The 15,411-nt window shown below is 66.6% G+C and carries 16 protein-coding genes; 12 read left to right on the forward strand and 4 right to left on the reverse strand.

What is annotated here, in order from left to right:
* The first annotated feature begins 2 nt into the window (after positions 1-2).
* The 3 genes from DMB86_RS11525 to DMB86_RS11535 all read left to right on the forward strand — a co-directional run bounded on the left by DMB86_RS11525 (position 3) and on the right by DMB86_RS11535 (position 5,130).
* Positions 3-2,393 carry an ATP-binding cassette domain-containing protein gene (locus DMB86_RS11525; protein ID WP_113717937.1) on the forward strand — a complete coding sequence of 797 codons (2,391 nt, stop codon included), beginning with the start codon at positions 3-5 and terminating at the stop codon, positions 2,391-2,393.
* Between the two features lie 880 nt (positions 2,394-3,273).
* Positions 3,274-3,531, forward strand: a complete 258-nt coding sequence (locus tag DMB86_RS11530) for a hypothetical protein (RefSeq protein WP_129545518.1) — start codon at positions 3,274-3,276, stop codon at positions 3,529-3,531.
* A gap of 543 nt (positions 3,532-4,074) precedes the next feature.
* The gene (locus tag DMB86_RS11535; protein WP_113717939.1) at positions 4,075-5,130 is read left to right on the forward strand and encodes a zinc-dependent alcohol dehydrogenase family protein; all 1,056 of its coding nucleotides are present in this window, start codon (positions 4,075-4,077) and stop codon (positions 5,128-5,130) included.
* Between the two features lie 62 nt (positions 5,131-5,192).
* On the opposite strand, the gene DMB86_RS11540 is transcribed toward DMB86_RS11535, so the two are convergent.
* Both DMB86_RS11540 and DMB86_RS11545 read right to left on the reverse strand, forming a co-directional pair.
* The gene (locus DMB86_RS11540; RefSeq protein WP_193926254.1) at positions 5,193-6,242 is read right to left on the reverse strand and encodes an alpha/beta hydrolase family protein; all 1,050 of its coding nucleotides are present in this window, start codon (positions 6,240-6,242) and stop codon (positions 5,193-5,195) included.
* 345 nt (positions 6,243-6,587) lie between these two features.
* A complete protein-coding gene (locus tag DMB86_RS11545) occupies positions 6,588-7,394 on the reverse strand; it encodes a helix-turn-helix domain-containing protein (protein WP_113717940.1) in 807 nt (268 codons plus the stop codon).
* A 48-nt stretch (positions 7,395-7,442) separates the two neighbouring features.
* Between DMB86_RS11545 and DMB86_RS11550 the strand changes: the two genes are divergently transcribed.
* The 4 genes from DMB86_RS11550 to DMB86_RS11565 all read left to right on the forward strand — a co-directional run bounded on the left by DMB86_RS11550 (position 7,443) and on the right by DMB86_RS11565 (position 10,045).
* Positions 7,443-8,276 (forward strand): methyltransferase domain-containing protein, encoded by an 834-nt coding sequence (locus tag DMB86_RS11550; protein ID WP_113717941.1) that lies wholly within the window; start codon positions 7,443-7,445, stop codon positions 8,274-8,276.
* Positions 8,277-8,414: 138 nt separating this feature from the next.
* A complete protein-coding gene (locus DMB86_RS11555) occupies positions 8,415-8,732 on the forward strand; it encodes a DUF4190 domain-containing protein (protein ID WP_171814453.1) in 318 nt (105 codons plus the stop codon).
* A gap of 72 nt (positions 8,733-8,804) precedes the next feature.
* Positions 8,805-9,326 (forward strand): YbaK/EbsC family protein, encoded by a 522-nt coding sequence (locus DMB86_RS11560; RefSeq protein WP_171814454.1) that lies wholly within the window; start codon positions 8,805-8,807, stop codon positions 9,324-9,326.
* Positions 9,323-10,045, forward strand: a complete 723-nt coding sequence (locus tag DMB86_RS11565; RefSeq protein ID WP_113717944.1) for an AAA family ATPase — start codon at positions 9,323-9,325, stop codon at positions 10,043-10,045. Before DMB86_RS11560 ends, DMB86_RS11565 begins: the two co-directional genes overlap by 4 nt.
* A gap of 48 nt (positions 10,046-10,093) precedes the next feature.
* Here the strand turns inward: DMB86_RS11565 and DMB86_RS11570 are convergent, their stop codons facing one another.
* The gene (locus DMB86_RS11570; RefSeq protein ID WP_113719521.1) at positions 10,094-10,567 is read right to left on the reverse strand and encodes a VOC family protein; all 474 of its coding nucleotides are present in this window, start codon (positions 10,565-10,567) and stop codon (positions 10,094-10,096) included.
* A gap of 151 nt (positions 10,568-10,718) precedes the next feature.
* Between DMB86_RS11570 and DMB86_RS11575 the strand changes: the two genes are divergently transcribed.
* Complete coding sequence (locus DMB86_RS11575; protein WP_171814455.1) at positions 10,719-11,111, forward strand: DUF3054 domain-containing protein; 393 nt, start codon at positions 10,719-10,721, stop codon at positions 11,109-11,111.
* 75 nt (positions 11,112-11,186) lie between these two features.
* A complete protein-coding gene (locus tag DMB86_RS11580; protein ID WP_113717945.1) occupies positions 11,187-11,468 on the forward strand; it encodes an Lrp/AsnC family transcriptional regulator in 282 nt (93 codons plus the stop codon).
* A 45-nt stretch (positions 11,469-11,513) separates the two neighbouring features.
* Here the strand turns inward: DMB86_RS11580 and trpD are convergent, their stop codons facing one another.
* Positions 11,514-12,578: an anthranilate phosphoribosyltransferase gene (trpD, locus tag DMB86_RS11585; RefSeq protein WP_252120227.1), complete on the reverse strand. Its 1,065-nt coding sequence runs from the start codon at positions 12,576-12,578 to the stop codon at positions 11,514-11,516.
* 186 nt (positions 12,579-12,764) lie between these two features.
* On the opposite strand from trpD, the gene ctaE reads away from it, so the two are divergent.
* From ctaE to qcrA, 3 genes are all read left to right on the forward strand, one after another.
* Complete coding sequence (gene ctaE, locus DMB86_RS11590; RefSeq protein ID WP_171814456.1) at positions 12,765-13,403, forward strand: aa3-type cytochrome oxidase subunit III; 639 nt, start codon at positions 12,765-12,767, stop codon at positions 13,401-13,403.
* A 92-nt stretch (positions 13,404-13,495) separates the two neighbouring features.
* On the forward strand, positions 13,496-14,284 hold the full coding sequence (qcrC, locus tag DMB86_RS11595) for a cytochrome bc1 complex diheme cytochrome c subunit (RefSeq protein ID WP_113717948.1): 789 nt from the start codon (positions 13,496-13,498) through the stop codon (positions 14,282-14,284).
* Positions 14,285-14,380: 96 nt separating this feature from the next.
* Positions 14,381-15,409, forward strand: coding sequence for a cytochrome bc1 complex Rieske iron-sulfur subunit (qcrA, locus tag DMB86_RS11600; RefSeq protein WP_113717949.1), 1,029 nt, complete (start codon positions 14,381-14,383; stop codon positions 15,407-15,409).
* Positions 15,410-15,411: the final 2 nt, after the last annotated feature.

Here is a 15,411-nt window from a genome sequence, read left to right on the forward strand (position 1 = left end):
GGATGACCACGGACACGACCGCCGCCGAGCAGCCGGCGGCGCTGCGGATCGCAGACAGCCACGAGACCATCCGCGTGCAGGGTGCCCGCGTGAACAACCTCAAGGAAGTCAGCGTCGAGATCCCCAAGCGGCGGCTGACGGTGTTCACCGGCGTGTCCGGCTCCGGCAAGAGCTCCCTGGTGTTCGGCACCATCGCGGCCGAGTCCCAGCGGATGATCAACGAGACCTACAGCACGTTCGTGCAGGGATTCATGCCGACGCTCGCCCGCCCCGACGTGGACGTGCTCGAGGGGCTGACGACGGCGATCCTCGTCGACCAGGAACGCATGGGCGCCAACCCGCGCTCCACCGTGGGCACCGCCACCGACGCGAACGCCATGCTGCGCATCGTCTTCAGCCGGCTCGGCCAGCCGCACATCGGCTCCCCGCAGGCGTACTCCTTCAACGTACCGTCCGTCAGCGGGGCGGGCGCCGTCACGCTGGAAAAGGGCGGGCAGACCGTCAAGGAGCGGCGCAGCTTCAGCATCACGGGCGGCATGTGCCCGCGCTGCGAGGGGCGCGGCGACGTCAGCGACTTTGACCTGGCCGCCCTGTTCGACGCCGGGAAGTCCCTTGCCGAGGGCGCCCTCACCATCCCCGGCTACAGCATGGACGGCTGGTACGGGCGCATCTTCGCCGGCTCCGGCTTCTTTGACATGGACAAGAAGCTGGGCAAGTTCACGAAGAAGGAGCTGAACGACCTGCTCCACAAGGAGCCGACGAAGATCAAGGTCGAGGGCATCAACCTGACCTACGAGGGCCTGATCCCGAAGATCCAGAAGACGATGCTGGCCAAGGACCGCGACGCCATGCAGCCGCACATCCGCGCCTTCGTGGACCGCGCCGTCGTCTTCCAGAGGTGCCCCGAGTGCGGCGGCACCCGGCTGGCCGCCCCGGCCCGGTCTTCAAAGATCAACGGCAAAAACATCGCCGACGTGTGCGCCATGCAGATCAGCGACCTCGCCGCCTGGGTCCGCGGCCTGGACGAGCCGTCCGTGGCGCCGCTCCTGGGGTCGCTGGGGGAAACGCTGGACTCATTCGTGGACATCGGACTCGGCTACCTCAGCCTTGACCGCCCGTCCGGCACGCTGTCCGGCGGCGAGGCGCAAAGAACCAAGATGATCCGCCACCTGGGCTCCTCGCTGACGGACATCACCTACGTCTTTGACGAACCGACCATCGGCCTGCACCCGCACGACATCGCCCGGATGAACAAGCTCCTGCTGCAGCTGCGCGACAAGGGCAACACCGTCCTGGTGGTGGAGCACAAGCCGGAGGCGATCGCCATCGCCGACCACGTGATCGACCTGGGGCCACTGGCCGGCACCAAGGGCGGGGAGGTCATGTTCGAAGGGACCGTCGAGGGCCTGCGGGGCAGCGGCACGCTGACCGGGCAGCACCTGGACGACCGCGCGGCGCTGAAGAAGGCGCCCCGCAGGCCGGCGGGCGCCCTGGAGGTGCGCGGCGCCAACGCCAACAACCTCAAGGACGTCGACGTCGACATCCCCCTGGGCGTGCTGACGGTGGTCACCGGCGTTGCGGGCTCGGGCAAGAGCTCGCTGATCCACGGCTCCGTCTCCGGCCGGGACGGCGTGGTCTCGATCGACCAGGCCGGCATCAAGGGCTCCCGGCGGAGCAACCCGGCAACGTACACGGGACTGCTCGAACCGATCCGCAAGGCGTTCGCCAAGGCCAACGGCGTCAAGCCGGCCCTTTTCAGCGCCAACTCCGAGGGCGCCTGCCCGGTCTGCAACGGCGCCGGCGTCATCTACACCGAACTCGGATTCATGGACACCGTCTCGACCCCCTGCGAGGAATGTGGCGGAAAGCGTTTCCAGGCTTTGGTGCTTGAGTACAAGCTCGGCGGGAAGGACATCAGCGAGGTGCTGGCCATGTCGGTGGCCGAGGCCGAGCAGTTCTTCGGCACGGGGGAGTCCCGCATCCCCGCGGCCCACAAGATCCTGGGCCACCTGTCCGACGTCGGACTGGGATACCTGAGCCTGGGCCAGCCGCTCACGACGCTGTCCGGTGGCGAGCGGCAGCGCATCAAGCTGGCGACGCACCTGGGGGAGAAGGGCGGGGTCTACGTCCTCGACGAGCCCACCACCGGCCTGCACCTGGCCGACGTCGAGAACCTGCTGGGCCTGCTGGACCGGCTGGTGGACTCGGGCAAGTCGGTGATCGTCATTGAGCACCACCAGGCCGTCATGGCGCACGCGGATTGGATCATCGACATCGGTCCCGGAGCCGGGCACGACGGCGGCCGCATCGTTTTCGAGGGCACGCCGGCCGAGCTGGTGGCTTCGCGGGAGACGCTGACGGGGGAGCACCTGGCTGCCTACGTGGGCGCCTGACAGGGGTGTGCCCACGCCAGACGGCATCCAGCGCACCTGTTCCGCGTGCCTGCGAACTCGAGGCGACTCCTGGAAAGCCTGCAGCTGGCGAACGCCGGCAATTACCACGGGCAAGACCTCGGCGAACGAGACTCGTTTTTACACCCCCATGCCTGGGACGGCTACACGTTCTGGCTTGGGGCTGACAGGACGATCTCAGGATGACCAACCAATTGATTAGCGAGTCCTTGGGCGGTGAGCACTTGATTCTGCGGGCCCGATTCCACTACGCGTGGCGCACCCACGGCCACTCATTCGTACGGTTCAATAGCGCCGATAATCTACATTATGTAAAGTGACCTCACGCGGGGGCCTGCTCCAGACGCGTTCAATGTTCACCTGTTGTTGCAGATTGGGTGGGAGATGTTGAAAAAAGGAAGGCATCTCTGCGAGCCACCCCTTCAGAAAGCGCGTCAAGGGTAGCCTTGTCAGCCCTTGGCTTCTGCCCTAAGTTTCTTGAATGGGGATCAAATGGCGTAGTCAGAGGTGTTTTACAGTTCTTGCCTGTACGGCTGCTACTTTGCTCGCACTATCCGCGTGCACCGGGGCCCCACAGCAAACGAGCGAGTCCACTCTCCCCCTCCCCGTCCCCTCATCAAGCGTGTCCGCATCATTACGGGATTCTGACATTAGTCCGCATGCCAAGGGAAGCACGCTTCAATTCGAATGCGAGAACCCCATCGGTACTGGGCCAACAGCACCCGATCTTGGTGTGGGGGCGGAAAAACCAGGAGTACCGGAAGTCCTCTCCATCGACACGGCCTCCACCGGAACCGGCCCAAACCAGTGGGGCGCCGGAGTTACCTCCGACGGGCTCCAATTCCAAAAGATGGGCCTCATCATGAAGGCGGCAACCGCTTTCACGTTGAGCGTCCCCCCGGAAATGCGCGGCAGGATGAAGATCGGCTGGTCAAATTCCGGCTATACACTCGCCGACGAACTAGTAATCGCCGGTTGTACATCCGCACAAGCCAACGCCAGCTGGCTTGTCTACCCGGGCGGGTTTTGGCTCAAGGAACCTGGATGCGTTCCCCTCCAGGTAACGACGGACCAAACGACCCAAACCATCAACATCCCCATCGGCAAGACCTGCCCCTGATTACATGCCCAACCGTCCAGGTCTCAGTCGAGGCATCGTCCGGGTGCACAGCTAAAAGAGTGCTCACCTCAGAGTCGCCCACGCTGCGAGTGGTAATAGACGGGGAAAACTGCATTCTCTCTGATTAGCCCTTTCGAGCACGCTGTCCCGCAGGGCTTCCCCCTACGGGCTACCCGACGCCCTGGGCACGAATCAAATGTACGAGCTGTATTTTGCGACTGGTTTCGAGGTTTTGGTCCAACTGTAGTGAGACGAACTTGCTGAAGTTGTCTCACTACAGTCAGACCATTTCGCTAGCCGTCGCCCTTTTCATGGCCCAAATTAGATGAGAAGGGACGAGATCAATGTCCGTAGTCGCTGAGGCGTGGTGTTTTCGCGTGCTCGGCCACGGCACCCTCACATACTTGCGTGCCGAAGCTGGCGGTTAAATGTCTCCTCAGTTCTTCCCCCGCAGCCCTCTCCACTCGCCGGATGCTGTGAGCCTGCCGAAGCGAATTGGAACTAAACTCGACTTCGGCCCTGTCCACGAACCGAGGAGTTTTCATGCGCGCCACCATCATCTACGGCCCCGGCGATATCCGGGTCGAGGACCGCGACTACCCCACCGTCCTGCAGCCCACCGACGTCGTCGTGAGCGTCACCGCCGCCTGTGTTTGTGGCTCCGACCTGTGGCCCTACCGCGGCGTGAAGCCCACTCACAAGCCGTCCGCGATTGGGCATGAATTCATCGGCCGGGTGGAAAGCCTCGGCGGCGCCGTCACCACGCTGGCGGTGGGCGACCTGGTCATCGCTCCTTTCGTGGTCAGTTGCGGAACGTGCGCGCAGTGCCGCAACGGCGTCAACGTGGCCTGCGACAGCTTGGCCGGCTGGGGCGGCAAGGACGCCGCCGGGCTGCCGGTCGACGGCGGTCAGGGCCAGGCGGTCCGTGTCCCCCTGGCCGAGGCGACCCTGGTCAAGGTCCCTGGAAACACTGAGCCTGACGATGCCCTGCGCGCCAGCCTGCTGACCCTCTCAGACGTCATGGCGACCGGCCACCATGCCGCCCTCGCCGCGAAGGCCGGCCCAGGCCGGAGCGTCGTCGTCGTCGGCGATGGTGCCGTGGGTTTGTGCGGGGTGCTGGCCGCCAAGCGGTTGGGCGCCGAACGGATCATTTCCATGTCCCGGCATGCCGACCGGCAGGCCATTGCCCGGGAATTCGGCGCGACGGATATCGTGGCGGAACGCGGGGATGAAGGCGTGGCCAAGGTCCGTGAACTCCTTGGCGGGGTGCTGGCGGACTCTGTCCTGGAGTGCGTTGGCACCAAGGGCTCCATGGAGCAGGCGCTGCACAGTGTCCGCCCCGGCGGGGCTTTGGGCTTTGTCGGCGTTCCCACGGGCGGTGCCGAGATTCCGCTGCGCTACCTCTTCGACACCAACATCACCATCGGCGGCGGCATGGCCCCTGCCCGGACGTACATTCCGGAGCTGCTTGCCGATGTCCTGGCCGGCAGCATCAACCCGGGCCGCGTCTTTGACGCCGTCATGCCACTCGAGGACGCCCCCGAAGCCTACCGCGCGATGGATGAACGACGCGCCATCAAGGTCCTGCTGACCCCCTAGCAGTGCCGTTTGAAAGGGCGGCTCCGCAGAGCTGCGAGGGATGAAGCCGCTTCCCGGCAAGGTCATCGCGCCGCAGCCGGCCCATAAGGCCATTGTCCGGGCCTGTCCCCGTCCAGCTTGCTTGCGCCGGAGAGCACCCCGGCGCTGCCCCTCAGCCACGCAAGAATGACCTCCAGGCTTTCGGGATCCAGCCTCGTGCCGGGTTCGTTGTACCCGTTTCCAGGCGACGCCGCGACTTCGGCAGGGGTCCGGCGGTCTTCCTTGAACACGTGGTTCGCGTTGGGCGGGAACGCAAAGCTCACGTTCGGCATCCCCGCGGCCGCCATCTGGAGAGGACCGCCGTCGGCCTGCACATCAATCTGCACGTCTCTTCCCCCAATCAGCACCAGTGTCGGAATACGGACCCTGTCCAAGGAGTCACACGTTGACTCGGCCCACAGCTCGCGGGCCAGCGGCAGGTTGGCGGGCGCCTCAAAGCTGGACAAGACCATCTTCACGCTGTCTGGCAGCGCCGGATCGGGGTTCATCGGCCGCCCCGCCGAGTATCGCTCGGCTGCCTCCCGGACCTTGGGCATCATTTCCGCCCCGCCGGGAACCTGGGCGGACTGCAGCGCCAACTGCGCCAGCAGGACCTCCTGGATGGGACGTCCGGGAGGCGCCGCCAGCACGATTCCGGCGAAGGGCAACAGTTGGGAGCCCGTGGCGTAGTGGAGCACATGAAGGGCGCCCTCGCTGTTGCCCAGCCCGACGATCCTGTCCGGGTCGGCAACGCCCGTCCCGGCCAGGGCCCTGACGGCCCCGGCCAGTTCGTCAAGATGCGACTGCATGCTGAGCCTGCCGAGCAGCTTCGGGACATTCACGGCTGCGCGCGGCCCGGAGGCCCGCTTGTCATAGCGGATGGACGCGATGCCGGCCTGGGCGAACGCTTCGGCGAAGAGGCGGCCGCTGCCGTTGCGGCCGGGAAGAAGCGGCGAACACCAGTCGCGGTCGGTCGGCCCGCTGCCGGCCACCAGGACGACGGCGGGGAACGGTCCCGCGCCGTCGGGCCGGACCAGCGTCCCCTCCATCGCGATGCCATCCAGCTCCCACGACACCTCGTGTGATTCAGCCATGGCACCAGTTTCACAGCGAACATCCGCGGCCACAAGGGTTCCCGTCGTTCCCCCGGCGCCCCAGCGCGGCCGGCCCGTGCCACGTCCGGGCAGGGACATATGATCGGAGGTGTGAAAAGCGCCGCCATCCCCTTCGTTGCCATCGGAAGTCTCAGCGTCATGGTGGGCGGCCTGGTCTCGGCCGCCAGCGCCCCCTCCCCCAGCTATACGTCGTCGTGGGCCGTCGCCTACCTGGTGCTCGTGGCAGGCGTGGCGCAGCTGGTGCTGGGCGTCGGCCAGGCCGCACTGGCGCCCCAGGCGCCGCCTCGCGGGCTCCTGGCGGCCGAGGCCGCAACGCTGAACCTCTCAACCATCGCCGTGCTGCTCGGCACCGTGCTCGCCGCGCCCGCCCTGGGCTACCTCGGTGCCGGGCTGCTCGTCGCCGGGCTCGCGATGTTCGTCTGGGCCGTGCGGGGCGGCGGCCGGCATCTGCCCCTGCTGCTGTGGGCGTTCCGCGCCATGGTCGTGATCCTGCTGGTCAGCGCCCCGGTCGGGCTGGTCCTGGCCCAGCTCCGCGCGGCCTAGCGGCGCGCGCGCCGGTCCGGCTGCCGCGGGTCCGTGCAGGTGTGCCAGCCCGCCGTCGTGGCTGAGGATGCTCAGGATCTCGACCGGCCCACCGTGGGCCCCAATGGAGTGCGGCACCATCGTGGAGAACTCGGCCACCTCGCCGGGGTGCACCAGAAGGGTCCGCTCCCCCAGGACCAGCCTGGCCGTGCCGGAAAGCACCGTGAACCAATCCCTGCCCGGATGGCTCCCCACCTGGGCCGGACGTTCGGCCGTGATGCGCATCTTGGCCACGACCTTGCCCTGGAGCGCCCGCTCGTCGGAAAGGATCCAGGTCGTCAGGCCCTGGGCGTGTCCGGCCTCCGGGCGGATGACGACGTCGTTCTGCCCCACGGGTTCGACCAGCGCGTCCAGGGTGGTGTCCAGGGCGCGGGCGATCGGCACCAGCTGGTCCAGCGCGATCCGGCGCCGGCCCGTCTCCAGGCGGCTCAGGGTCGAGGGGCTGAGCCCGCAGCGGCCGGCCAGGTTTTCCAACGACCACCCGCGGCCGAGGCGAAGCCCCCGCAGGCGCCTCCTGATGATCATGTCCATGGGCAGTTCTTGCGTCATACGCAAAACTATATGCCAATCCGGCAACATGGAACTATCGTTGCCTCCATGACCGACCACGCAACGCACCAGCACCCAGCCCCGCACACGCACCAGCACGACGCCGGGCTCCCGGCACTACTGGATCTCGACGCCCAGGTCCTGGGCGACTACCTGGACGGGGCCGCGGCCTGGTCCGCCGGGCTCGTCCACCGCGCGGGGACCATAGTCGATATTGGCTCCGGCACCGGTGCAGGCACCGTGGCTCTGGCCCGGCGCTTTCCGGCCGCTGAGCTCCTTGCCGTCGACAGGTCCCCGGACATGGTCGCCCGGACCCTTGGGGCCGCACGGTCGGCAGGCGTGGCGGGCCGGGTGCGGGCCGTGGAGGCCGACCTCGACAGGGCCTGGCCCGCCCTCGGCGGCGTCGACCTGATCTGGGCCTCATCCTCGCTGCACGAACTGGCCGACCCGCAACGCGCCATGCGTGACATCTTCGCCGCACTCAATCCCGGCGGCCTGGCGGTGGTTGTGGAAATGGACGGCCTGCCCCGTTTCCTGCCGGACAGCTTTCACGGCGGGCTCGAGCCCCGCCTGCACGCGCTCCTGGCGCGGCGCGGTTGGAACGCCCATCCCGACTGGCAGCCGGGGCTCGAACGGGCCGGGTTCGCCGACGTGCAGCGGCGTGCCTTCCCCACGGAGGGACGTCCGGCGCCGGAACTGGCAGCCCGCTATGCCCGCGCCTTCCTGGCCCGGATGGGCCCAGCGCTCGAGGGCGTCGCGGCTGCCGGGGACCTGGCTGCGCTCCGGCGCGTGTTGGCAGACCGCGGGACGGACTCCCCCCTGGGCGGTCCGGGGACGGTGGTGCGCGGCGGCCGGACGGCGTGGGCCGCACGCAAGCCGTAGGGCCACGCGGCAGCCTGCCCGGAGCGTGCCGCACATACAGGGTGGAGCTCCACGGAATTCTTTCGTGTCGGGCCGCCCGGGGCGCGGTGGATGCGCCAAAATGGATACAGCACACAGCATCCGCGGGAAGGTACCACCATGTCAGATCGGCCGTCCAACGCTCCCGGCGAGGAGTACTTTTATCCGGGCGTCTACGTTCCCATGGGGCAGGAAGGCACCCGCGTCACCGCGCGCCCGCCCCTGTCCCGGACAGCCATTGCCGGGCTGGTGGTCGCCTGCGTCAGCCTGGTCGTTCTCGGCTTCCTGGGCGTGCTCGGCATGATTCTTGGTGTGATGGGCCTGCGGGAAATCCGCTCCGGCCGGGCGCGTGGCCGCGGCCTGGCGGTTGCCGGCATGGCCGTGGGTGCCGTTGCGTTCATCTTCTACCTGGTCAACCTGTTCGTCAGGACCCAGTAGGCGCGTGCACTCCCCCGGCCGGCACACCGGGAATGCCGCCGTGGCATGGGGCGTGGCCGCTACGCTGGTGCCATGAGCATCCATGACGCCGTTGGAACCGGCCTCCTCCTGCCCGCCGTCCGTGACGCGCTCGCCGCCCACGGGATTGTTTGCGAGGTGCTTCCCTGTGCCGAAGAACTCGCGGACACGGCGGCGTTTTGTGCCCACTACGGGGTCGCGCTCGAGCAGGCAGCCAACACGATCGTCGTGACCTCGCGCAAGGTCGAGCCCTCGAAGCAGGCCGTGTGCGTGGTGCTGGGCACCACGCGGCTGGACGTGAACAAAAAGGCCAAGGAACTCCTCGGCGTGAAGCGGGCGTCCTTCGCGGACGCCGCGCTCACCATGGCACGGACCGGGATGGCCATCGGCGGGGTCACGCCCTTCGGCGTCGTCGACCTGCCCATCTACGTCGACAGCGCAGTCCTCGCCCGGCACGAGGTCATCATGGGCGGCGGCAACCGCACGAGCAAGCTCCGGCTGGACCCAAACGAACTGGCCAAGCTGCCCCATGTGGAGATCGTCGCGGGCCTTGCGAAGGCGCCGGACGCCACATGAGGGACACCGCCACGCCAGTGCGGAGGGTCGCGGAAAACCCGCTCGAGCCCCTCCCCCGGAACGCATGGCCGGCCACGCTGGCCCCCGTACGACAGCTTCTGGACCACGGCCTGGAGCTCGGCCGGGCGACCGTGCTGGTCGGGGAGAACGGCGCGGGGAAGTCCACCTTGGTCGAGGCGATCGCGATGGCCTACGGCCTCAACCCGGAGGGCGGATCCACGGGCGCCATGCATCGCAGCCGGGCCAGTGAATCCGAGCTGGCCGCCTGCCTGAGCCTGACCCGCAACGCAGGCGCGAGCAGGTATGGCTACTTCCTGCGGGCCGAAACCATGCACGGCTTCTTCAGCTACCTGGAGGACAATCCTTCCACGAGCAGGACGGACCTGCCGTTTCACCGGATGTCGCACGGCGAATCGTTCCTGTCCCTGGCCGCGGACCGGTTCCGCGGCGGCGGGCTGTGGATGCTGGACGAGCCCGAGTCCGCGCTGTCGTTTTCCGGCTGCCTGTCCCTCCTGAGCGTGCTGCGGCAGCTGCTGGCCGTCGGTGGTTCCCAGGTCATTCTCTCCACCCACTCGCCGCTGCTGGCGGCGCTGCCAGGCGCCGACCTTTACGAGGTGGGCGCGTGGGGGCTGCGGCCTGCCCAGTGGGAAGCCCTGGAGCTGGTGCGCGACTGGCGTTCCTTCCTGGACGCGCCGCAGCGCTTCCTGCGCCACCTGTAGCTGCCGCGACCTGCAGCCTCGGGCGACAGCGCGTCCGCAGGGCGGGCGCTAGCCGTCGTAGGCGGCCTGCAGCGCCGCAATGTCCAGCCTCCGCATCCCGAGCATCGCCTGCATGGCGCGTGCGGCACCGGCGGGTTCGGGGCCGCTGAGCACGGACGGGAGCATGTTCGGAATAAGCTGCCACGACACCCCGAACTTGTCCTTCAGCCATCCGCACTGGCTCTCCTGGCCGCCGTCGGCCGTCAGAGCGTCCCACTTCGCGTCCAGGTCCTCCTGGGTGTCAAAGAACAGCTCAAAGGAGATGGCCTCGTTGAACGTGAAGTCAGGGCCGCCGTTCAGGCCCCGGAAGCTGCGTCCGTCCAGTTCAAACTGGACGGTCAGCGCCGTGCCTGCCGGGTACGGGCCGCCATCACCCCACCGGGCCACGTCCTTGATGCTGGAATTCCCAAAAAGCCCCACATAAAACTCCGCCGCTTCCTCCGCCCGCCCGTCAAACCACAGGCACGTTCCAATCTGGCCCACGCTCACCACTCCCCTGCCGGTCGATGTGCAGAAAACTCTAGCTGCGTCGGGGCTCCGCTACAACACTTGCGGCCAGATGACTGGCAGCCGCGGACGCCGGGCGCGCCGGCACGTGAAAAGCCGGCTGGCCCATTGCGGCTAAGCTGGCTGGGTGATACAAGCCCCGCTTAAAACCAGTCCCACGTTCATTGCCTTTGCAGCCGTCGCGGACGTGGTGCTGGTCGCCATCTTTGCCCTGTCCGGCCGCAGCTCCCACCATGAATCACTGTCCGCGGGCGGCATCCTCACCACGGCGTGGCCGTTTCTAGCCGCCCTCGCGCTCGGCTGGCTGTTGACCCGCAACTGGCAGCGGCCCTTCTCCCTGTGGCCCCAGGGCGTGTGCATCTGGCTGATTACGGTGGCCGGCGGCATGGCCCTGCGCCTCCTGTCCGGGGCAACGGCGGAGACGCCCTTCGTCGTGGTGGCCACGCTGGTGCTCGGCGTCTTCCTTCTGGGGCAGCGGGTCATTGTCAACCTGCTAAGCCGCCGCCGCCCGAAACGCTGAATCCGCCCCCGCGTGGGCTAACATCAAAAACGAACGCACCACCCGCCCGTGCCCCTGCCGAAAAGGACCCTTCCCGTGATCACCGCCTTCGTCCTGATCAAGACCGACGCCTCCCGCATTCCGGAGGCCGCACAGGAAATCTCTGAACTCGCCGGCATCAGCGAGGTGTACTCAGTCACCGGTGAATGGGACCTGATCGCCATTGCCAGGGTGCAAAAGCATGAGGACCTGGCAGACGTCATTGCCGACAGGCTCTCCAAGGTCAGCTCGGTGATGTCGACGACCACGCAGATCTCATTCCGCGCCTACTCCCAACACGACCTCGACGCAGCCTTCGCGCTCGGCTTCGAGCACTGACCGCCGTCTGTGACGTTGCTGGGCCGCCCCGTCTTTTGGGGCTGCTCAGCCCTGGCCGGTGCTCAGTGCCACCCAGCGCTTGAGCACGCTGGCGGCCGCGCCGCCGTCGATCGACGCTTCGGCCCGCGCCACGGCAAAGCGGAGGCGTTCCTCCAGGGTGCCCCTGGCTTCGGCGTCGTAGGCCACCAGGCCCGCCGCGGCATTAAGGACGACGGCGTCACGCACCGGACCGCGTTCCCCGTCCAGGACACGGCGGACCACCCCGGCATTGTAGTCCGCATTCTTCCCCCGCAGGTCTTCGATGGTGGCTCGGGCAATGCCGACGTCCAGGGGGTCCAGGTCGGTCTCGACGACCGCCCCGTCGCGGACCTCCCACACCCTGGAGGGACCCGTCGTCGTCAGTTCATCAAGGCCGTCGCTGCCGCGGAACACCAGGGCGCGGACGCCGCGCGCGGCGAGCACGCCGGCCACAAGCGGCGCCAGCCGCGCCTCCGCCACCCCGATGGCCGATGCCGCCACCCGGGCCGGGTTCGTCAAGGGGCCGAGCAGGTTGAACGCGGTGGGCACGCCCAGCTGCGCGCGGGCGGGCGCTGCATGGCGCATGGACGGATGGAACAGGTTTGCAAAACAAAAGGTGATGCCAATTTCGGCGGCAGCCCGCCCCACACGTTCCACCGACTGGTCCAGCCGGACACCCAGCGATTCCAGGACGTCGGCCGAGCCCGCCGCGGACGACGACGCGCGGTTGCCGTGCTTGACCACAATGGCTCCTGCGCCTGCGCAGACCATCGCGGCCATGGTGGAGATGTTGACGGTGTTGAGCCTGTCGCCCCCCGTTCCGACAATGTCCAGCGCCTCGCCGGCGATCTCCAGCGGACGTGCGTTGGAGAGCATGGCCTCGACCAGCCCGTTGACCTCCTCGACTGTCTCGCCCTTTGCGCGCAGCGCAACGAGGAAGCCGGCTATCTGCACGTCCGAGGCGTTACCTGCCATGATCGTGTTCATGGCCCACTCGGTTTCGGCCGAGGACAGGTCGTTGCGCGCAATCAGGGACGCGGTGAGGTTCGGCCAGGTCGGAGTGGCTGTCGGGGGGCCATCAGGAGGGTTCACCCTCATGATGCTAGACGAAACAGGGCCATCGGACCTGAATGTGACCGTTGACACCGGGTCCATGCTGTGCATACCCGACTGGGTTAACGCTGAGAATCCGCCGGAATTTCGCAAGTTTGTAGAAAAAGATCGCCGAAACGGCATTTCGCATTGGGAACTGGGCCGGTTTATAGACATAATGTCTATGTGACAACTGCGACCCATGCCCCCAGTACTCCGGCGCATCCGACGCTGAACCGCCCCAACATGGTTTCTGTAGGAACCGTCGTTTGGCTGTCCAGTGAGCTGATGTTCTTTGCCGGCCTCTTTGCCATGTACTTCACGCTCCGCTCCACCACCGGTGGACTTTGGGCGGAAGAAACGGCCAAGCTCGACGTTCCCTACGCACTGGTCAACACCCTCGTCCTGGTATCAAGCTCCTTTACTTGCCAGATGGGTGTGTTTGCCGCGGAGAACCTCCAGCCGCGCCGCATCGGCAGCCGCCTCAAGTTCTCCCGTTGGGGAATGACAGAGTGGTTCCTGCTGACATTCGTCCTCGGTTCCATCTTCGTGGCCGGTCAGTCGACCGAATACGCGACGCTGACATCCGAGCACATCACCCTTAACGCCAACGCCTACGGCTCGGCCTTCTACATCACCACGGGCTTCCACGGCCTCCACGTGATCGGCGGCCTCATTGCCTTCCTGCTCATCATTGGGCGCGCCTACGCCGCGAAGAAGTTTGGACACTTCGAGGCGACCAGCGCAATCGTTACCTCGTACTACTGGCACTTCGTCGACGTGGTGTGGATTGGCCTGTTCTTGGTCATTTATATCCTGAAGTAAGCTGACAGTCAGTTTTCTTCTACACGAGGCAGAAATAGCACTTGCGGCTCTCACTAGGGGCTGCCGGATACATAGATCAAAGGAACCACCAAGTGAAGGCACTCTCGCAGAAGCGACGTCATCCGCTGGCAGCAGTAGCGCTGCTGGTGTTGGGGCTCATGCTTACAGGTGGGCTGTACGCAGTTGTCACCACCGTGAACCAAGCCAAGGCCGATACCACCACGTTCACCGCCGGTCAGGCCCACGAAGGCGAAAAGCTCTTCGTGGCCAACTGCGCCACGTGCCACGGCATCGGTGCCCAGGGGACAGCCAACGGCCCGTCGCTCGCCGGCGTGGGTGCCGCAGCGGTCAGCTTCCAGGTGGGCACCGGCCGCATGCCGATGCAGATGCAGGGACCGCAGGCCCTCCAAAAGCCGGCACAATTCAACGCCGACCAGACGAACGAGCTGGCGGCCTACGTCGCCACCTTGGGCAACGGCCCGGGCATCCCCGAGGCCCAGTACCTTGACGGCAAGGGCAACGCCACTGTCGGCGGGGAGCTGTTCCGCGTCAACTGCGCGATGTGCCACAACGCGGCGGCCGCCGGCGGCGCCCTGACCCGCGGCAAGTTCGCCCCGGCCCTCGCCGGCGTGTCGAACGACCACATTTACGAGGCCATGGTCACCGGGCCGCAAAACATGCCGGTCTTCAATGACGCCAACATCACGCCCGAGGGCAAGCGGGACATCATCACGTTCCTGAACACCATCGAGCACCAGGGCTCCCCCGGCGGCGCCGCACTTGGCTCGCTCGGCCCGGTCTCGGAAGGTCTTCTCGTCTGGACGCTCGTGCTGGGTGCCGTCATCGGCTTTACCATCTGGCTGACGTCGCGGACTTCCTAGTCCGGCACCACAGGATTTTGGCTGCCGCTGGCAGCCGTGTGAAACATACATTACGACCCCGGGACAGTACCGGGATAAGAGAAGGATGAGGGGATTATGGGCAACCATAGTGACGGCACGCCGGCCAGCTCGGGCGCCGTAGCTAAGGCTGGTCACGACGAGGTGGAGAAGTTCCAGGACCCTGGACTTCCTCCACACCGTTTGCGACTGGCCGACACGGACCCCAGGGCGGCGAAACGGTCCGAGCGCCAGGTGGCGATCCTGTTTGGGATTTCCGCCGTCGGCACCTTGCTGTTCTTCTTTGCCTACTTCGGCATTCGCCTGGACCAGACGCTCACCACGCTGCGGCTCCAGAACACATTCCTGGGCCTGGGCGTCGGCTTCGCCATGCTGGGCATTGGAACCGGCATTGTGCATTGGGCAAGGGCGCTCATGCCCGACCACGAAGTCTCCGAAGAACGACACGCGATGCGCACCGAAGAAGACCGCGTTGCCGCCGTGCAGATCGTTGACGACATCATCGAGGAAACCGGCATCAAGCGCCGGCCGCTGATCCGCAACACGCTCATCGGCGCCATGGCCCTGGCACCGCTGCCGGCAATTGCAATCCTGCGCGACCTCGGCCCGCTTCCGGGCAATGCCTTGCACCACACCCTGTGGAAGCAGGGCGAACGGCTGGCCCGCGATCCCGACGGAACTCCCATCAAGGCCTCCGACGTCACCATCGGCTCCGTGTTCCACGTGATCCCCGAGTCGCTGAACCAGCTGACAGAGGGCAAGCTTGAAGAAAAGGCCAAGGCTGCCGTCCTGTTGGTCAGGCTGGATCCCGATTTGCTTCACCCGTCGCCGGGGCGTGAGGACTGGTCTTACAACGGCATCACCGCCCATTCCAAAATCTGCACGCACGTGGGCTGCCCCGTCGCGCTTTACGAGCAGCAGACACACCATCTGCTGTGCCCGTGCCACCAGTCGACATTCGACCTGACCCAGGAATGCAAGGTCATCTTTGGTCCGGCCGTCCGCCCGCTGCCGCAGCTGCCCATCACGGTGGACAGTGAAGGGTACCTGGTCGCCCAGAGCGACTTCCACGAACCTGTCGGACCAAGCTTCTGGGAGCGCAGCTAACC

The organism is Arthrobacter dokdonellae (assembly GCF_003268655.1).
Lineage (GTDB): Bacteria > Actinomycetota > Actinomycetes > Actinomycetales > Micrococcaceae > Specibacter > Specibacter dokdonellae.